The organism is Cytophagales bacterium (assembly GCA_033344775.1).
Classification (GTDB): Bacteria; Bacteroidota; Bacteroidia; order Cytophagales; family Cyclobacteriaceae; genus JAWPMT01.
Genome location: JAWPMT010000004.1, coordinates 617,164 through 639,839, shown reverse-complemented (window position 1 = coordinate 639,839; position 22,676 = coordinate 617,164). Strand labels below are relative to the sequence as shown.

The 22,676-nt window shown below is 45.6% G+C and carries 4 protein-coding genes; 2 read left to right on the top strand and 2 right to left on the bottom strand.

The window, feature by feature from the left end; translation table 11 throughout:
- The first annotated feature begins 77 nt into the window (after window positions 1-77).
- Window positions 78-959: an NmrA family NAD(P)-binding protein gene (locus tag R8G66_11380; protein MDW3192962.1), complete on the top strand. Its 882-nt coding sequence runs from the start codon at window positions 78-80 to the stop codon at window positions 957-959.
- An 87-nt stretch (window positions 960-1,046) separates the two neighbouring features.
- On the opposite strand, the gene R8G66_11375 is transcribed toward R8G66_11380, so the two are convergent.
- Both R8G66_11375 and R8G66_11370 read right to left on the bottom strand, forming a co-directional pair.
- Window positions 1,047-1,904: a response regulator gene (locus R8G66_11375; protein ID MDW3192961.1), complete on the bottom strand. Its 858-nt coding sequence runs from the start codon at window positions 1,902-1,904 to the stop codon at window positions 1,047-1,049.
- Window positions 1,901-4,426, bottom strand: a complete 2,526-nt coding sequence (locus tag R8G66_11370) for a tetratricopeptide repeat-containing sensor histidine kinase (protein ID MDW3192960.1) — start codon at window positions 4,424-4,426, stop codon at window positions 1,901-1,903. The genes R8G66_11375 and R8G66_11370 overlap by 4 nt, the downstream gene beginning before the upstream one ends.
- Window positions 4,427-4,845: 419 nt before the next feature.
- Here R8G66_11370 and R8G66_11365 point away from each other — a divergent pair, with 419 nt between their 5' ends.
- Window positions 4,846-22,551: an MBG domain-containing protein gene (locus R8G66_11365; protein MDW3192959.1), complete on the top strand. Its 17,706-nt coding sequence runs from the start codon at window positions 4,846-4,848 to the stop codon at window positions 22,549-22,551.
- Window positions 22,552-22,676: the final 125 nt, after the last annotated feature.

Here is a 22,676-nt window from a genome sequence, read left to right as displayed (position 1 = left end):
CTAGTATACAATTGTATACTGATATACTATATATACTTAAATCTAAATAGTATTGTACAACGAAAAAAATATATCCAATGAGTACGATACTGGTTTTTAATGCCACTGGGATGCAGGGGCTGACCATCGCCAACCGACTAAAAGCTGGGGGACATCATATTGTTACTCCAGTACGAACGGAAGAAAAAGCGATCTCCATGGAGGAACATGGGTTTGAAGCGTTCGTTTCAGATTTCAAAAGGGGAACTTTGGTTACGAGAATCAGCCAGGTAGATCAGGTAGTGCTTCAGATTCCTGCGCAAATTGCACCTTTTGAGATGGTGGAAATTGCTAATCAGGCACTTTCGGCAATTAAGGAGGCAGGCTCACCAAAAACAGTTTTTGTGATCAGTAGCACGTTTCCTGATCATAAAGTTGGAAAAGCAAGTGTGGATGCGCGTGTAAAAATGAAAGAACTCTCTCTGGAACTGTTACCAGAGGCTCCGATTCTAAGTGGAACCGAATACCTGGAGAATTTTTCAACGGCATACCGAGGAGCCATAGAAGGGACAGGAACGATTCCTCAAACCATCCCTCCGGAATATCCGGTGAATTATCTTTCCTGGAGTGATCTTGCGATTTATGTGGAAGCAGCGCTAAAGTCAACAAGGTTAGAAGGTAAGCTTTATCGGATTGGCGGAAAGGAAGGGATCAATGGAAATGAACTAGCGAGAAGACTTGGTCTCATTTTAGGAAAAGAACTCAAATACATTGCGATCACCCACGAGCAATTACATGGGTTTCTAACGCCGATTTTAGGTGAAAGTGTAGCACATGATTATGCTGAATTTTATGAATATCAGGACACGGTAGGGCAGGACCTCTTAAATCCGGATACGGAGGAAATCAGATCACTGCTTGATATCCAGTTACCTGATTTTGAGGAATGGGCAAAAGAAGCGTTTAAAGATCGTTTGTGAAAATAAGGGGCAGGTGCTGCCCCATTCCAGGTTTCCTTGCACAGGAATTTAGGAGATAAAAGCTTACACAGGCTAGATCAATCACCTTTAACCCAATTCTCCAATCATTGCCCTCAGATTTATTTCTTCTTCCAATCCCATCTTTTGTTTCAATCTTGTCAGTGCCGTGCGGGTACTGGATGGCGTAATGTTCAATAACTGGGCGATTTGTTTGTTGTCCAAACCCATCTTGAGATAGGCCGACAATTTGAGGTCTTTGTGAGACAGGTTCTGAAATTGAGAGGTCAGGGCATTGAAAAAGTCAGGATGTACCTCATCGAAATGAAGTCTAAACGTTTCCCAGCTATTGTCAATATCGAGGTGATTGTTGACCCGTTTACGAAGGTTTTTCAACTGTGTGGAGAGGTCCTGACTGCCTTTATTGACCTCTGTTTCAATTTTTTGAAGCTCTGTTGAGAAATCCTGCAAGAGCCCATTCTTTTCCACGATCAGCATAGAAGCGGTACTTAACTTGCGATTTTTCAATTCTATGTCTTGTTGTAGCAGGGTTTTGATGGCCTCGTTCTGTTCCTTGATGCGAATCGCAGTATTGACCCTGGCGTCCAATTCTACAAAGTCGATCGGTTTGCGGATATAATCCACGGCTCCGGCCTCCAGGGCTACCTTCAGGTCATCAGAAGAGGTCATTCGACCTGTGGAAATGATCACTGGGATGTCAAAAGTTTCTTCCGTGTTTTTAAGTCGGCGCGTGGCTTCCACGCCGCTCATGACCGGCATGTCCCAGTCCATCAGGATCAGATCTGGTTGCCTTTCAATGGCAATTTGACACGCCATTTCTCCATTATTCGCATTGAGAACAAGGTATTTGTCCTGTGCTGAAAGGTGATTGATCACCATGCGAGTGATGTCGATGTGGTCATCTACAACGAGGATGGTCTTTTTCATGGCTTACTCATTTCCTTTTGACTCAACAATTTTTCGAATCCGTCCTCATCCCAGTTAAGAGCGGCGTGCCTCAGGGCTTCCTTCCATTCCTCAATGGACTCACTTTGTAAGGTGATTTTTGTCAAAGCCGTTTCAATATCTGCGAACTGATACAACGGAATTTTTCTAATTTCCGTAATCACTTCTTGAATAGCATCCACTTCTGATTTGGAAAGCTCAGATGTTTTTTCCCTGGTTCCCACAGCAGCATTTCCGACGGCCAAATCAAAATAAAATGTGCTGCCATTTCCTGGGCTCGAATTTACCTGGATGTTTCCGTCGTGGGCCTCAACCGCTATTTTGCAGAAAGTTAATCCTAGTCCCGTTGACTGGATCTGACCAGATTTTTTCGCTTCACTTTGCCAGAATTTGTCAAATACAAATGGCAGGTCTTCTTCGTGAATGCCTTTTCCCTGGTCCGCGACTTCTATCTGGATCCGATCATTTATTGAGGTAGCTTTCACCGTAATGTTACTTCCGGGATCAGAATATTTGATGCCGTTGGTGAAGAGATTGACCAGCACTCGCATGATGATCTCCCGGTCACAATGCAAATGGATGTCCTTGCCTACTTGCTGAAAGTCCAGTTGTATGCTTCTTGCAATGGACAACAACTCCACCTGGAATTTTGCCTGTACCAGTATGTCTAACAACGTGTGAGGAGCAAGGTTGAGCTTCATCTCGGTCTCATCGAACTTCTGGACGTCCAGCATATTGGTTACCATTTGCAGCATTAATTTGCCGGATTGATTTACCTGCTTCATCTTGTTGGCATCCGGCGCACCTTCTGAGAGTCCAATCACGACGTTCAACGGGTTTTTCATATCGTGGGCGATCATGTCCGTCAGGCCTTGTTTAAAGTAAGAAAGCTCCTGTAAGTCGTCGTTCTTATGTTCCAGCTCAACTGCTTGTTTGATGATCTCGGCATTTTTTACTTCCAGTAGTTGATTGGCTTTTTGCTTTTGTTGGAAGTTGCGATAGAGGATAAATGCGATCACGATGATCAGGAAGAGTCCACCAGTCGAAGCAAACGTGTAATACTGCTGTAGCTTCAGTTTTTCCTCTTGTGTACGGATGTTTTGTTGGTTAGCGGCTTCAATCTGATCTTTCTCTTTCTCGAATGAATACTCAGATTCTATCAATGCAATTTTTCTGGTGTTGTCTTCATTTCGAATCGTGTCATCCATGGCTTTAAAACGAACATGTGCTTCATAAGCCTTCTGAAATTCACCAAGTTCAGCATACAACTCAGCCTGATTGCTGGAAATGTTACGAACAAGTTCAGGTACCTCAAGCTCCAGACCAATGGCCAGTCCCTCATCAAAGTAATTAAGGGCTTTCTGATATTCTTTTTGTTGACTAGCCAACATACCCAGCAAATTGAGTGTCTGGGAGCGTTCGTTAGGCAGGTCTAATTTTTCCCTTATGGAGAGTGCACTGTCCAGATGAGATTTGGTCAACTCATACTGACCCAGTTCCAAATAGATTTCACCCAGACCAGAGTGTGAATATGCGATCATTTCAGAAATGTTGCTGGCCTTGCTGGTCTCCAGTGCCTGTTTCATGTAGGTTTCAGCTTCCTTGAAGGATTTCTTGGTTATCAACACCCAACCAAGGTTATAATAGGTATTCGCCAAACTTCTTCTCATTCCCAGTTGCTCTTTCGCCTTCTTTTCTCTGAAAAAGTATTCGAGTGCAAGGTCTGTTTGATCTTGATAGTTGTAGACCCCACCTATATTGCCCAGCAAGATGGCAACACCAACACTATCTCCGATAGATTCGCTGGTTTGCAATGACTGAAAATAGTAATCTAATGCCCTCGCAAAGTCATTCTTAGATTTATAGGCATTCCCCAGGCTTTGTAAAGAAATTGCAAAGTTCAATCGGTCAGACTCGCCTAATGAGTCCAATATGGGTGAAGCTTTTTTATAATAATAGATAGCGGAATCATACTCTCCTTGAGAATAATAGATATTTCCGATGTTTGAAGTATTTGTGGCAAAAACATTGGGAGCATTTCTCTCTTTCGCTGCGTCATTAGAAGCATTGTAATAATTGATTGCTTCCTGATACTTACTTTCATAATAATAAGTCGATCCAATCTGAGATAATGCCCGAGCGATGAAACTTATATCATTCGTGGGTAATGAGAATTCGTGACTCTTTTCAAAGTGCCATCTTGCTGAGTCCATCTGGCCCAATTGCATTTTCATGAAGCCGTAATAAAAGTATGCGTCAGAGAGGCCGATGTAGTAATCAATGACTTCAGACTCATCAATGGCCAAATCCCGCAAGCGTGTAGTTTCCAACGTATCGCTTGCCATGATTTCCGACATTAGAAACGTAAAAGCGTCAATGCGAACGGTATCTACGGAAGTCTCTTCTGCCAACATCTTTAATGAGTCGATCTTCTGCTGATTTTGGCTCCATGCCCATTGGTAAGCCAACAGCATGACAGCAAGCAGTTGATATCTGAATTTCATAGCACTTAGGTTAAGGTGAAAGTAATCAAAAAGGGCGGAGTTTTTCATTCGAACAAGGCACAGACCAGACGAAAACTTGGGTCATTCGGTTGCTTCATGTCAACAAAACGTAGACAGTAGCGCTTTGTCTACACTTAGTGACAAATCCGTAGCGCTTTGTCGACCCACATAATTTAATGGCCTTAAATCGTCCTTCTAGCTTTGTATTCCATTAATAAGTACAATTATTCATTTGAAAAATTTAATTCGAATTGTGATCAGAAATGCTGCAATTGATGATGAGTCAATAAATCGTCAACATGTGAAGCAACCATCGAAAAGACACAACCGTCTTGGGGCCGATTTGAATCTGAATAAGTGTTAACGAAATTTTTTTAAACCACCGGAAAGAGACCAACGATATGAAAAAGCCAACTGATATGAGTTTAAAGACTGCCCAAAAAGTCTTTTTTCAATTATTATTTCTTTTTACCGCCATGTTTGTGTCCTTTACGGTCTCTGGGCAGGCAGAAACTGAGCCCAATGATGCGATAGGTGCATCCGGTGTGCTACGGATCTACCAGGATGGTACGATCATAGGGGGAGTAAACGGCTCTTCTGATGTGGTGGACTATTGGGAAATATCCAGACCCAGCAATGCCAGCGGAATGATCAGTATGACCATTGAAAACACGAGGATCAGTGGAACTCTTGAAGTTGCAGCCACACTAGAGCAAAGAGATGCAAGCTATAGTGGTGCCATTCTTTCTTCCACTGTGATCCATGATGGGGTTGCCACTCCCGGTACAGTGCTTAACTTTTCACTGGATTACACAAGTGATGTGTATTACACTTTAAAACTTGCATACGCCAATCCGATTTTTACCGGAGACTATAGCTACCGCATTCTGGGTTTTTCTCCAGGCTTCTGTTCAGGCACAATCCTTAATTCAGCGACGTTCTCGGCTACCGATAACACCATTACGCTAGAGACCGCAAATGCCACTGGCTTGACGGGAAATTACTTTGTCTCAGCCAATACAAGCAACTCATTCACCACTTATACCGATGATTTTGGAACAGCACCTACTGCCAGTACGACCTACGGTGGAGGTGAGCAGATATTCTACGTAGGTCAATCCGGAGCACCTGGAGTCGCTTTGACGAGCCTTACCCCCAATACACTATACCATTTTCAGGTTGATGCCTACAATGAATGCACGGGTTTTCTGAATTATACTACTCCGCTTAGTTATACCTATACGACTTGCGGAGCAGCTCCAAGTGCGATCACAGCAGTGGATGTAAGCGCCGTGTCAACCACAGAACTCAAGATCAATTCTTTCACTGGAGGAGCTGCCAATCACCCTGATGCAACATTAGGATACGTGGTAAAGATCAATACCGCTAATTCATTTACCGCACCTACGAATGGTAGTTTACCAACTGCAAACACCGTTTATGCAGGAGGAGAACAAGTCGTATATGCAGGGACAGCAGCTTCCCCCAATGTGACGATTACAGGTCTTACGGCAACTACTCAGTATTATTTTCAGGTCTATACCTACAGCCTTTGTAGCACTGTTCCGTACTTTGAAACAACAGGTTTTAGTACTGACCTCTACACGTGTGGACCCCCACCCAATGGTTACAATTCTGGAATTGGTACAACCGGTGGAAGTGTTGGTGTAAATAATTTGGCTCCGGTAGTTTTCAGGAGCAACACCCTGACTCCCTCAGGATTTCTCGTATATGTCAATGATGTGAACAGTTTTACAGATCCCGACGCTACTTATATGACTTTACCGACTCAAAACACTGTATATGAGAATGCTGGTCAGCAACTGATTTTTGTCGGAGGTGCATCAAGTGCCCTTGCTTCAATATCCAATTTGGACCCCAATACCCCTTACTATTTCAGGTCCTATGTGTATTACACCTGCAATGGCACCAGTTATGTTAACGTGGCGGACTATAAGGAGATCACACTTACCACATGTAATTTTTCTGACAATACAGCTACGAATCCGGTGTTTGGGACGGTCACTGGCAGTAGCATGGAACTAAATTCATTTACTCCGCTTTCCCCAGATGAGCCTGCAACTGCACCTGATGGCTATGTGATCAGAATGAACACGACCAATAGTTTCACTTCTTTTGCCAATGGTACAGCCGTACCAACCGGTGATCCAGCGTATGCCGGTAGCGGTGAGCAAGTGATCTATGCGGGCAATTCAGCTACACCCAACATCACGGTCACGGGGTTAAGCACTAATACTACATACTACTTCAACATTGTCGCACATTATCCTAGTTGTCATTTGAATGGAGTTTTATGGCAACAGCAAGGTTATTCCTTCTCAAAATCCAATGACGTAAGTCTTGTCGATCCGACAATCACTTTTAATGATATTTCCAAAGGATTATCCGATCCTGATTTTACTTTGGCTGCTTCTTCTAATTCTACAGGAGCGATCAATTACCAGATCATTGACCAAACCGGAATTAATACCTCGCTAAGTGGAGCTAATAACGCAACAGTGACTTTGGGCTCTGCAGGGACTGTTACGATTGAAGCGACCCAGGAACCTTCTGGTGGATTTGCAGGAGGTACTGCAACAGCGACACTTACCATTACTGCTCCCGATGCCATGATAAGTGGAGACCCATTTCTCCTCATCAATTCCTCATTGGATTTGAATACCCAGATCACGAGTAACTCTCCTGGGGCCTTTACCTACAGCATCTTAGGTCCGGATCTAGGAGCGAGTATTTCCGGGAGCACAATAAATTCAGCAGGTTCCACAGGAAACATAGTCATTAAAGCCACTCAGGCAGCCACTTCTCAATACGCAGAGACCGATTATTTTGTCCTGGCTTTAATTTGGGACGGGGTGGTTTTTAAGCTTGACAGGGCGTTCAATATATTTGATGCAACCGTTCAGGCGGGAGAGTCACTTGCTATCATTCAGGCTAATGACTTTGACAATACTGATGTCACTTATACGATCATCGCCCCTGACGCTACCGGTTCAACATTTAACAACATTACAGATGTATTTTCAGCGGGCTCTCCAGGTTCTGTGACACTAAGAGCATCTTCACCCGATAATTCATTTTACAATGCTTCTACCAAAGATGTCACCATTACCATTGAAGGTCAACCTCAGAGCATAACCTTTAATCCATTGGCTAATGTCACATTAGGTGACCCGACATTCAATCTAACAGCGACAGCCAGCTCTGGCTTAGGGGTGACTTTTACAAGCGCTAATACATCAGTGGCCACTGTTTCGGGAAATACAGTCACGATCGTGGGTGAGGGAACTACCAACATTACTGCAAGTCAAGCAGGAGGAGGGGTTTATGATCCAGCATCGGATGTGATACAAAGCCTTACAGTAGATCCAATTGGCTTAATTGATCAAACTGTAAGTGCATCTGAAACATCAGCAATTTGTGAAGTGACTACCACTGTTTCTGTAGGAAGTACACAGCAAAATGTTAATTACTATCTAAGGGATAATTCGGATAATTCTGTAATTCAAGGTCCTGTGGTAGGTACGGGCGCTGGTATCTCATTTACTGCGGAAACTCTGACAGCCAGCAAGACTTATGAAGTATATGCCGAGTTGGGATCAAGCTCATTAGTCATGACTGACAAGCCTGTTGTGACAATTACTCCCATCCAGGAGCAAACAGTTGTATTAACGCAATCGAATGCCACATCAGCAGATGTTTCTTTGAGTAGTTCGCAACTAGGCGTTGATTATTACTTGAGAAATAACTCTGATAATACGGTTCTTCAGGGTCCTTTGGCAGGAAATGGCTCGGTGCTGGCGTTTACTACAGAAACGATTTCCGCTCCTACTACCTACAATGTGCTTGCTGCTGCCAGCGTGCCAGGAGATGGTGTCAGAAATTCCTTAAGTTTTGATGGTGCGGATGATTATGCAACAATACCTGTTTTATCGGGAGGGACTATTTTTCAATCAACAGTTGAGACATGGGTATATATCCCATCATCTGATGATACAGATGTGAATGCATCCATTATAACCCATGAACAATTTGATAGTGGTTTTGGAGTAGGAATTCCATTATACATTAACATATCAGGAGGGCTGATATTTGCAGGTAATTCTGATCCTGAGGAAGGGGTAACAAATACTACTGGAGTTGCTTATCCAAAAGATGAATGGTTCCATGTCGCTGCAAGTTTCGATGGTAATTCATTATTATTTTATCTAAACGGAATTCAGGTTGGAAGTGGTTTTTCATTCGGCTTTGGGACTTCTTTCGGCGGTAACTGGAGATTAGGAAGAAATCATGAAGCCACCAGTGATGCAACAAAGTTGATCGGTGGTGCTGTAGCCAATACCCGTATTTGGAGTGTGATCAGGTCCGCTTCGGATATCGCTAACAACATGAACACCACTTTCACTACCCCGCAAACCAATCTGGTATTGAATTATACCTACAGTGAAACATCCGGCAACAGTATAGCTGATTTGTCCGGTGGCAACCATACCGGAACATTGGTAAATGCCCTTGGTAATAACACCAACTGGATCGAAGAGTTGATCTTGAATGGGCCTTGTTCGTTGCAAATGACAGATACGCCAACCGCATTTGATAAACCCCAAATTACTGCTTCTGATGTGACATTCAATGCGCCAGCAAGCCTGATCTTCGATGGGACTGAAAAAGCTTATACCGTAAGTGTGGCTACCTTGACACCTCCTATTCCTGTTGGGGATCTTGAACTGACCTATGAGGGAAGAAATGGAACTACCTATGCTAGCAGTGCAACAGCACCAACTAATGCTGGTGACTATACGGTAACTGCTTTCGTGAAAGCTTCCAATACTGATTACGCGGGCAGTGTCAGTGAAGACTTTTCAATTACAGCTTTTGCGACGACTATAAGTCTGAACTTGCCAGGTACCAATCCGGAATACTCAGGGAGTCCACAGGGAATTAGCCCAACTGCCAATGATATTAGTAGCAATCCTACACTAGCTATTCTGACGGAATACAAAATTCAGGGGTCCGCCGATCCATTCAGCAATACGGCACCAACCAATGCAGGGATTTATGATGTTCGAGCAAACCTTGCTTCAAGTGAGATCAATTATTCCGCTGCTGAAGTAACAGGCACCTATACGATCGATCAGGGCTCACAAACGATCACTTTCAATGCCATTCCTGAAGTGGCATGTGGGCAAACAACGATTGATTTATCGCTTTATGCTACCTCAAGCACAGGTGCTACTTTGACTTTTGTTAGTGATGATTTAGGTGTGGCGACCATCTCTGGTAACATTGCAACCATAGTCGGTGCCGGTTTTGCTACTATTACCGCTTCTCAGGCGGGTGATGTGAACAACGCTCCGGCAATTGATCAGCAGCAAATACTGACGATCGCCGCTACACAAGAGAATTTTTCTGTTGATAATCCGGCAGACGTTTTGGTCTGTGATGGTAGTCCATATGTGCTACCAGCCTTGACTTCAGGAAATTATTTTTCAGCACTTGGTGGTATGGGTACAGCATACAGTGCCGGAGATCCAATTACCAGTACGGCTACGCTGTACGTTTACGGAACGGGTGTAAATCCATCCTGTATCGATGAGAATAGTTTTACCATCACAATCGAGAACTTGCCCGTTGATCAATTGGCAGATGTTACCACCATTGGTACATATACGTTACCAGGTCTTACTAATGGGAACTATTTCACTGCAACAGGAGGAACAGGTACACCCTTGAGTGCGGGAGACCCGATAAGCAGTACACAAACAATCTACATCTTCAATGAAGATGCGGGTACTGGATGTACAAGAGAATCCAGTTTTGTTGTTACCATCAACCCAGCACCAGCCCTGCATTTTGATCAGGCAGGTAGTCTGTCAAATTATGATTACCTCTCGGTTCCAGATGCTAATTCATTGGATGTTAATGAATTTACTTTCGAGGCATGGCTGAATTTTGATCAATTGAACACTGTGGCTGCTGGTCTTGATTGGAGAGCTATATTTAGTAAATCGAGATACAGCGATAGTTATGGTTTGATGGTCTATGCCCCATCTAAATTGATGCGCTTTTATCATGCTGGTGTTGGTGCAGGATTTACAGATTATACTTGGTCTGGACTAACTGCTGAAACATGGCATCATTTGGCTGTGAAATGGGATGGTACAGCTCAAAAAACGTCTATTTTGATAGATGGAACTGAGGTTTCATCAAATACATCTGTGACTGGTACTATGGCTACAAATACTGAGCCTTTGTTAATCGGAGCAAGTAGGGATGTTGCCGGTGATCCATATCCGTTTGATGGAGCTATGGATGAGATCAGATTGTGGAATGTGGCCCGTACTGATGCTGAAATTCTTGCAAACAAAGACATTGAACTTCAAGGTACTGAATCAGGACTTGTGCTGTACTACAACTTCAGCGAAGGAACCATCAATGGAGATAATACTGGGTTGACTCAGGTACCTGATCGAAGCACCTCTGGAAATAACGCGACATTTAACTCCTTTGCTTTGACTGGTTCTGTCAGTAACTATGTGGATGGCTCCGGAAACGGCGTAGTGGAGGGATTGCCACAGTCCATCACTTTCAATGCGCTTTCGAATGTAACTTTTGGCGATGCAGATTTCAATTTAGGGGCTACCGCCTCTTCAGGTCTTGGGGTAACATATGCAAGCTCTGATCCTGCTGTAGCCACCATCTCCGGAAACACTGTTACAGTAGTAGGAATAGGAACTACGACGATTACAGCCTCGCAAGCCGGCGATGGTACCTATTTGCCGGCAACAAATGTGACACAAAATCTAACGGTCGATCCTTTTGCCTCTACTATCAATTTGAATCTGCCGGTTACCAACCCTACTTATTCAGGTATTGGTCAAGGCATTAGCCCTACGGCCAATGATGCTGGAGGAAGTCCGACTTTGAGCCTGATGATCGAATATAGCCCTGAGGGAACTGGAACCTTCAGTACGACCTTACCAGTAGACGCAGGAGCTTATGATGTGCGGGTAAATCTCGCGGCGAGTGAAACAAATTTCACTGCAACACAAGCAACCGGTACGTTTACTATTGATAAGGCGCCGTTGACCGCTCGTTTGGATGATGCAAGCATTGTCTATGGTGAAATCGGCGCCAATAATCATCCGGCTACTTATACCGGGTTTGTAAATGGTGAAACCGAGTCTGTTCTCAATGTAACTTTAGGCTCACCAACTGCCATCTTTCTGAATTTGGGAACAGGTGGTAATTACAACGTTGGTGGGCCTTATGTCGGTGCCATTACCTGGGAAAGCAATCCGGAACTGCGCATAACCTCGAATAATTATGCCATCACTTTTGAGTCAGGTGATATTACTTCCGTAACTGCGCGTCCCGTGAATGTCACAGCCAATCCGAAATCGATCACCTATGGTGAGGATGCGAATACGGGACATTCGGTGATTTTCGAACCCTATGATGAACCAGGTAAGCGTGGCCTGGCCAATGGAGAAACGGCGGCGGATTTTGCCGGTACGGTCTTGTTCGACATCATCACAGAGGTCAACGTGGGAGTGTATGCAAGTACCATCATCCCAAATGGAGGATTGACCAACGCAAACTATGCCATCAACTTTGAGGCAGGTGAATTGACCATTACGGAGAAGAATCTCACGATTACAGCGGATAACCGCAGCATTACTTACGGCGACGATGCCGATGCAGGAAATACGGTTACTTATTCAGGGTTCATTACCGGCGAAGATGAAAGTGTGCTAGGTGGAGACTTATCATTCACGAACATCACAGATGTAAATATCGGAACCTACTCGGGAGTGATCATTCCTGAAGGTTTGACCTCTTCGAATTACAATATCTCGTTTGTCGAAGGGGATTTAACCATAGGGACAAGGTCAATCTTTGTCCGAGCACAGTCAGAGGTCAAAATTTATGGTGATGTCGATCCGTCTATTACTCCAATTATTGCATCGGGAAGTTTGGTAGGAAGTGATGCATTTACTGGTGCTATGACCCGAGATGTTGGTGAAGATGTGGGTGCCTATACCATCCAGCAGGGAACGTTAACCTTAGGCGCGAATTACCATATCACTTTTTTGACTACTGGTTCATTGTCCATTACCAGAAGAGATATTACGGTAACGGTTGATGCGAAAAGCAAGACTTATGGTGACGCTGATCCAGCTTTTACCTACCGAGTGACTGCCGGAGACTTGCAGGGAAGCGATGTGCTTATCGGCAGTCTGACTCGTGTCGCTGGTGAAAATGTGGGTACGTATACCATCGAACAGGGCACGATTGATAACAGCAACTATGCCATCACTTTTGATTCCAATGATCTGAGCATTAATGCCCGACCGATCAACGTAACTGCTGATGCGCAAAGCAAGGTATATGGTAATGCAGATCCCACATTGACCTATCAGGTTACTACTGGAGCATTGCAGGGAAGCGATGTGCTGACAGGAGATATGTCACGTGCTGTAGGTGAAAACGTCGGTAATTATGCCATTGAACAAGGGACATTAGATAACAGTAACTATGCAATCACCTTCGTTTCCGATGACCTTACGATTAACCCATTAGGCATATCGGTGACCTCAGAAATCAAATCCAAATTGTATGGGGATCCCGATCCTGAATTGACCTTTGGTATATTTAGTGGTACGTTGATCAATGGCGATGTGCTTTCTGGTTCTTTGGAAAGAGTAGCAGGTGAGGACGTGGGCACCTATTCCATCAACCAGGGAACGCTTGGAAATCCCAATTATACCATTTCGTTTCTCTCCGAAAACCTGACCGTTACAGCCCGCCCAATCACGGTGACCGCAGATCCATCTACAAAAGTGTATGGTGATGCTGATCCATCGCTTACTTATCAGGTGACAAATGGCAGTCTGGCAGTAGGTGATACCTTTACCGGAAGTCTAACTCGCGAGTCTGGCGAAACGATTGATGAGACCCGGTCTGGACTTCCTGGTGGTTTGCCCTTAAATATCAATCAGGGTGATTTGTCTGTTACCAATGCTGGAAATTATGATTTAACTTTTGAATCAGGTACTTTTTCCATCACCCGACGCCCGATCACCTATTCCATAGAGGACGCAACAGTCGTTTACGGTGAAAGCTTCCCCGGGGCAGTATTTAACATCTCTGCAGGTTCTGTAGCACCAGGAGAAACACTAACCTTAACGGAATCATCAGTTTTTGTTCCCATTGTTCAATTACGCGGCGTAGGAACTCATGTATTCACCGAAAACAATGTGAATGATGCTACTGGTGTTGAAATTTTAGATGGTAGTGGTGTAGACCGTATATTCAATTACGATGTGACCACCTCCAATAACTTCAACCTCTCCGTGACTGCAAGACCCATAACCGTCACCGCGGATCCAAAAAGTAAAACCTATGGTGATGCTGATCCGGTACTGACGCATCAAATAACTAATGGATCTTTGCTAAGTACCACAGCAAGCACGGATGTTATCTCAGGTAGCTTGTCGCGTGTAGTTGGTGAAAACACTGGAGCTTATACCATTGAGCAAGGTACGTTGGATAATGCCAATTACCATATCAGTTATGTTTCAGATGATTTGACTATTGGCGCAAGGGCAATAACGGTAACGGCGGATGCGACAAGCAAGACCTATGGTGACCCTGATCCTTCGCTCACCTATCAAGTTACCTCAGGTGCACTACAAGGAAGTGATGTTCTTTCCGGGGCACTGACCAGAGATGCGGGAGAAGGGGTAGGAGCATATTCTATCAACCAGGGGTCCCTGGATGCGGGCAGTAACTATACGATTACCTACCAATCAGAGGACTTGACCATTAATGCTCGACCCCTCTTTGTGAGGGCGCAATCAGAGGTTAAAACTTATGGGGATATTGATCCTGCATTTACACCGATTATCGCTTCTGGTACTTTGGTGGGTAGCGATATGTTCACAGGTGATTTAACCCGAGACCTGGGTGAAAATGCAGGTACTTATACGATCAGGCAAGGTACCTTAACGGCCGGATCAAATTATGACATTACGTTCATCAGTAATGGTTCTTTGTCTATTACTGAGAGAATCCTTACGATAACGGCGGATCCTCAGAGTAAAACTTATGGTGAACTGGATCCTACGTTTACATATCAGATCGCAAGCGGCGCTCTGCAAGGAAGCGATGTGTTGAGTGGGGCGCTAGGTAGAGCCAATGGCGAGGATGTTGGAAATTATGCCATCAATCTGGGTACACTCGATGGAGGGATCAATTACTTTTTGAATTTTGTGAGTAATGACCTGACCATTGGTACCCGTGCAATTACCGTAACTGCTGATGCACAAACTAAAACCTATGGTAATTCCGATCCTCTGCTGAGTTATCAGCTTAGTGATGGAGCTTTGCAGTTCAGTGATGCTTTTACCGGGGTGTTGACTCGGGATGCCGGTGAGGACATAGGTACTTATGCCATCAACCAGGGTACATTAGATGCAGGGTCTAACTACGATTTGACCTATGTTCCTGATGATTTAACCATTAGCCAAAGACCCATTGGGCTTCTTGTTTCCAGTCCTGATAAAATATATGGTAATAGTGATCCAGAACTGACTTACAGTTTATTTCCAGGCTCCATTCTGGTAGCTGGGGATGAATTTACCGGGACATTGGCACGTAATCCGGGCGAAGATGCGGGAAGCTATGCTATTGGTTTGGGAACACTGTCGGCAGGACCTAATTACACGCTTTCCATCGTATTGCCCGCTACATTGACTATCGATCCAATTGCCTTATCAATTACAGCGGACAACAAAACGAAAGTACAAGGTACGGCAGATCCTGCGCTCACATACACGCTCACTTCAGTGGCTCTGATCAATGGAGACCAACTGACTGGTAATCTTCAAAGGGTAGTTGGAGAGACGTTGGGTGATTATGCAATTCAGCAAGGAACGTTGACAGCAGGCGGAAATTACAACATCAACTTCACGGATGGCACGTTGACCATCACCGATAGATTGCTGCAGATGATCACCTTCAATGCGTTGACTGATGTGACTTATGGAGATGCGATGTTCACTTTGGGTGCAACCGGCGGAGCCTCTGGAAATGCGGTAACCTATATAGGGGATAATCCTGCCGTTGCCACGGTAACAAGTACGGGCGAGGTAACGATCGTAGGAGTGGGTATGGTGAACATTACTGCCAATCAAGCTGGGAGTGCGACGTTTGCAGCAGCCGATCCGGTAATTCAGACTTTGACGGTGAATAAGAAAGACCTGGTGGTGACGGCTGATGACCAGAGCAAAACTTATGGTGCTGCAAATCCGGCTTTGACGGTGAGTTACTCAGGTTTTGTGAATGCAGATGATGCCGGTTTTTTGAATACAGTTCCGGTTGCCAGTACCACCGCTACTGCTGCAAGTGTGGTAGGTGACTATGCGATTACTGCTGCTGGTGGAGTGGATGATAACTATTCCTTCACTTATTCAGACGGCACTTTAACCGTGAATAAAGCCACATTGACTGCTCGATTGGATGATGCCAGCTTTGTCTATGGAACTACTACGGTCCAAAACCATCCGGTGACCTACTCTGGCTTTGTAAATGGTGATGATGCGAGTGTATTGTCGATCAGTCCTGATGGGATCATCGCGGATGTGAATGAAGGCGGAACACTTTATATCAATGGCCACTATCTGGTGGATGCGGTGCCTTATGTAGGTGCGATCAAGTGGTTCGACACGAACAATACGATCACTGCAGCCAATTATGAGATCAACTACACCAATGGAGATTTGACGGTTACCCAAGCTTCCTTGACCATCACTGGGGATAACAGAACGGTCACTTATGGGGAAGATGCCAACACTGGTAACACTGTTAACTTCGGCACTTTTGTATCGGGAGAAGATGAGACGTTCCTGACTGGAACCCTGGCCTTCAACAACATCTCCGATGTGAATGTAGGCACTTACAGTGGCGTCATTGTTCCAACAGGCTTGACCAGTGATAATTATGTTATTACCTATATAGCTGGCGACCTGACGATCAATCAGGCGACTCTTACCGTAATAGCTGACGATCAGAGCAAGATCTACGGTGCATCTAACCCAAGCTTGACTGTGAGTTACTCAGGTTTCCAGAATGGCGATGATGAATCGACATTGACGACAGTACCAACAGCAAGCACAACCGCTGATGAAACAATTCCTACGGGATCTTATGCGATCACATCAAGTGGTGGCCTAGCGGATAACTATTCGTTCACTTACACCGATGGAACCTTGACGGTCAATCAGGCTACACTTAGTGTAACTGCAGATGACCAGAGCAAAACGTATGGTGCAGCTAATCCTGCTTTGACCGTGAGTTATTCAGGCTTCCAGAATGGAGATGATGCCACGTCATTGACGACTGAACCTACTGCAGCAACTACTGCTGATGAAACAAGTTCTACGGGAAATTATGCAATCACAGCTTCAGGAGGGGTAGCGGATAACTATACGTTCACTTACACCGATGGCTCATTGACTATAAACCAGGCTACACTAAATGTAACTGCTGATGATCAGAGCAAGACATATGGTGCAGCCAATCCTGCTTTGACCGTGAGCTATTCAGGCTTCCAGAATGGGGACGATGAAACAAGTTTGAGTACAGCACCAACCGCAGCAACTACTGCTGATGCAACAAGCGCAGTAGGTACCTACGCAATTACGGCTTCAGGTGGCGTAGCGGATAACTACACGTTCACTTATACTGATGGTACCCTGACGGTAAATCAAGCTACACTAAGTGTAACGGCTGATGACCAAGGCAAAACGTATGGTGCGGCTAATCCTGCTTTGACAGTCACTTACTCAGGCTTCCAGAATGGAGATGATGAGACGTCATTGACCACCGAACCCACAGCCAGTACCACGGCTGATGAGACAAGTCCTACGGGAACTTATGCGATCACAGCTTCGGGTGGCTTAGCGGATAACTATACGTTCAACTATACCGATGGAACATTGACGGTAAATCAGGCTACACTAAGTGTAACGGCAGAGGATCAAAGCAAAACGTATGGTGCAGCTAATCCTGCTTTGACCGTGAGTTATTCAGGCTTCCAGAATGGAGATGATGAAACGTCATTGACCACTGAACCTACTGCAGCAACTACTGCTGATGAAACAAGTTCTACGGGAAATTATGCAATCACAGCTTTAGGAGGGGTAGCGGATAACTATACGTTCACTTACACCGATGGCTCATTGACTATAAACCAGGCTACACTAAATGTAACTGCTGATGATCAAAGCAAGACATATGGTGCAGGTAATCCAGCATTGACAGTCACCTATTCAGGCTTCCAGAATGGGGACGATGAAACAAGTTTGAGTACAGCACCAACCGCAGCAACTACTGCTGATGCAACAAGCGCAGTAGGTACCTACGCAATTACGGCTTCAGGTGGCGTAGCGGATAACTACACGTTCACTTATACTGATGGTACCCTGACGGTAAATCAAGCTACACTAAGTGTAACGGCTGATGACCAAGGCAAAACGTATGGTGCGGCTAATCCTGCTTTGACAGTCACTTACTCAGGCTTCCAGAATGGAGATGATGAGACGTCATTGACCACTGAACCCACAGCCAGTACTACGGCTGATGAGACAAGCCCTATAGGAACTTATGCGATCACAGCTTCGGGTGGCTTAGCGGATAACTATACGTTCAACTATACCGATGGAACCTTGACGGTCAATCAGGCTACCCTAAGTGTAACGGCAGAGGATCAAAGCAAAACGTATGGTGCAGCTAATCCAGCATTGACAGTCACCTATTCAGGCTTCCTGAATGGGGACGATGAAACAAGTTTGAGTACAGCACCAACCGCAGCAACTACTGCTGATGCAACAAGCGCAGTAGGTACCTACGCAATTACGGCTTCAGGTGGCGTAGCGGATAACTATGCATTCAGTTATACCGACGGGACGTTGACGATAAACCAGGCTACCCTAAGTGTAACGGCTGATGACCAAGGCAAAACGTATGGTGCAGCTAATCCAGCATTGACAGTCACCTATTCAGGCTTCCGGAATGGGGACGATGAAACAAGTTTGAGTACAGCACCAACCGCAGCAACTACTGCTGATGCAACAAGCGCAGTAGGTACCTACGCAATTACGGCTTCAGGTGGCGTAGCGGATAACTACACGTTCACTTATACTGATGGTACCCTGACGGTAAATCAAGCTACACTAAGTGTAACGGCTGATGACCAAGGCAAAACGTATGGTGCGGCTAATCCTGCTTTGACAGTCACTTACTCAGGCTTCCAGAATGGAGATGATGAGACGTCATTGACCACCGAACCCACAGCCAGTACCACGGCTGATGAGACAAGCCCTACGGGAACTTATGCGATCACAGCTTCGGGTGGCTTAGCGGATAACTATACGTTCAACTATACCGATGGAACATTGACGGTAAATCAGGCTACACTAAGTGTAACGGCAGAGGATCAAAGCAAAACGTATGGTGCAGCTAATCCAGCATTGACAGTCACCTACTCAGGCTTCCAGAATGGAGATGATGAGACGTCATTGACCACTGAACCCACAGCCAGTACCACGGCTGATGAGACAAGCCCTATAGGAACTTATGTGATCACAGCTTCGGGTGGCTCAGCGGATAACTATACGTTCAACTATACCGATGGAACATTGATGGTAGATCAGGCTACCCTAAGTGTAACGGCTGATGACCAAGGCAAAACGTATGGTGCGGCTAATCCTGCTTTGACAGTCACTTACTCAGGCTTCCAGAATGGAGATGATGAGACGTCATTGACCACTGAACCCACAGCCAGTACCACGGCTGATGAGACAAGCCCTACGGGAACTTATGCGATCACAGCTTCGGGTGGCTTAGCGGATAACTATACGTTCAACTATACCGATGGAACATTGACGGTAAATCAGGCTACACTAAGTGTAACGGCAGAGGATCAAAGCAAAACGTATGGTGCAGCTAATCCAGCATTGACAGTCACCTATTCAGGCTTCCAGAATGGGGACGATGAAACAAGTTTGAGTACAGCACCAACCGCAGCAACTACTGCTGAAGCAACAAGCGCAGTAGGTACCTACGCCATTACGGCTTCAGGTGGCGTAGCGGATAACTATGCATTCAGTTATACCGACGGGACGTTGACGATAAACCAGGCTACCCTAAGTGTGACTGCTGATGATCAAAGCAAAACTTACGGTGCCACTAATCCAAGCTTGACAGTGAACTATTCTGGCTTCCAGAATGGAGATGACGCCACGAACTTAACGGCTGAACCTACGGCAAGCACGACCGCTGATGAGACAAGCCCTACGGGAACTTATGCGATTACCGCATCAGGCGGCGCAGCGGATAACTACACATTCACTTATGTGGATGGTATGCTGACGGTGGATCAGGCAGCTTTGAGTATCCAGCCGATCGATCAAACCATTTCTTATGGCGATGCGATCCCAAGCTTTACAGTGAAGTACGCTGGTTTTGTGAACAATGAAGATGCGAAGATTCTGACTACCTCACCGACGATTAGTACCACGGCCACCAGTACGAGTGGAGTAGGTACCTATCCGATCACTGTATCAGGAGCCACTGCGACCAACTATGTGATTAGCTATACAGATGGTACCCTGACAATTGATCAGGCGACCCTGACGGTGACGGCAGATGATCAAAGCAGAATGTATGGTGCGGTTAATCCAACCTTGACGTTTACCTATTCAGGATTCCTGAATGGAGATGATGCAACGGTCATCACTACCGTACCTACGGCTACTACCACTGCTGATACGACCAGTCCAGTAGATACTTATGCGATCACAACTTCAGGTGGAGCATCTGATAACTATTTGTTTAGTTATGTAAATGGTACCTTAACCATCAATAAGGCGACATTAACGGTAACAGCAGAAGATAAAAGCAAGACTTACGGTGCTGAGAATCCAACGTTGACGATTGCTTATGATGGCTTCGTGAATGATGAGGATGCCAGTGCCCTGGATGTATTGCCTACGGCCAGTACGCTGGTGAAGGTGACCAGTGAGGTAGGTACTTATGCCATCAATTTGAGTGGACGGGCAGATGATAATTATGAGCTCAACTATGTCAGCGGCACTTTGACGGTCAACCCTGCGGAGTTAGTCATTTCAGCTGATGATCAAAGCCGAGCATTTGGTGAAGCGAATCCAACCTTGACAGTTACCTATACAGGGTTCGTCAATGATGAAAACCAACTGGTGCTTTCCACAATTCCTGTTATCAATACAACTGCTGATGAATCCAGTACTCCTGGAGACTATGCGATTGACGTATCAGGAGCAGAGGCAACGAACTATAGTATTACGCATGTGGCAGGCACCTTGACGGTGATGAAAGCAGACCAACAAATCGCGTTTGACTTCCTACCGGTGAAGACCACTACGGATGAGGCGTTTGATCTGACAGCAACAGCCAGTTCAGGACTCAATATCAGCTACACCAGTACAGATGAAACTGTGGCTACGGTCAATGGAGCTACGGTAACCATCATCGGAGCAGGTACCACGCTGATCACTGCAAGCCAGACGGGGGATGACAATTACAATGCGGCAACGGATGTAACCCAGCAACTGGTGGTGACCCAGGCGAATGACACGCGGATCACTTCCAGTATTGAGATTGACCCGATTGCTGATCAGACGGTGGGCAATGCTCCAATCACATTAACGGCAATTACCCGCCCGGTAGATGCTCCAATCACCTGGGAGATCATATCTGGTCCGGCTACCATCACCGAGAGTGTGCTGACTTTAGGAGATCAAGCAGGGTTGGTACAGGTGAAAGGATCAATCAAGGAAACTGACGAATATAAAGGTTCGGAAGATGTGGTTGAATTTGCTTTACTGGATGCGAGCCTGGTTACTCCGATCATTGATTTCATCTTGCCAACCGAAGTACTAAACACAGCAACCATCACCTTAACATCCACAGTAGATGTGCAAGGAGCGACGACTGTAAGTGAAGCGGATGTGATCTACACGGTCGTGTCTGGACCTGGTACGATCACCAATACCAATGAGCTGTCGTTCACGGATATAGGAAGGGTGATTGTAAGTGCGAGTTTAGCGGCTACGGCAGAGACAAATGCGATCTCGGCTCAGTCAAGCGTGGAAGTGATTGCTTTATACAGCATCACAGGAACGATCAGAGATGAGAATGGGGACCCGTTCACAGACGGCATTATCATTGTGGGTGACTTGAATGACTTGACGAATAGTCAGACAACCGCGATCAGTGCAGACGGCACCTACACTTTCTCGCAACTACGATCAGGCGATTATGAATTGTTTGTGACTCCCTTCAGCATTGACTATGTGATGACGTTCTATGGCGATATATCTCCGGTGATCGATGAGGATGCCATTCCTTTAGGACTAAACATCACCACAGATCTGACGAATGTGGATGTGACGATGCAATTGGCCCCACAATCGAACATCGATTTCCTGCCAGCGGAAGAAGGCGGTATGATCAGCTTCTTTGCACAGAACAATCAGGGCAATGGGAACCGATTCGTGCAGGGCAGGGTAGAGAACGGCGATCCACTACCCAACACGCTGGTGATCTTGAAAACAGCAGCGGATGAATACGTAGCAGCGGATGTGACGAATGACCTGGGCTTGATCGAGTTTACGGGCTTACCGACAGGGGACTACAAACTACTGGTAGACATCCCTGGAGTGGGTACGATGAGTGCATCCGTAGGGGTGATAGAAGGTCAACAAGTGGATGTCACGGCCTTGATCGATGAGTCGGGTGCGGCCTTCAATGTGGATGAAGTGCTGAGCACCATTCCAGCGGAGATGAAGCAGATCCGGGTTTACCCGAATCCGGTACAGGACTACTTCGAGATCAGGAGTCTGAAGCGAGTGGAGCAGGTACAGGTCTATGACCTGAACGGGCGATCAGTCCAACAATTTGGACAAAGAGATCAGTACGACATCCGGGAATTACCTGAGGGACTGTACATGGTCAGGATTATCACCAGCGAGGGTGCGACCATCCAGCGATTGATGAAACAGTAACACCAGTGATCATTTCACTTGATATGAAGTGATCACTAACTCTCCCAACAACAGGAAAGAAGCTGTCTCGATAGGGCCAGCTTCTTTTTGTTTTGGTCAAGGCTAATTTCTTTTAGAGATAAACC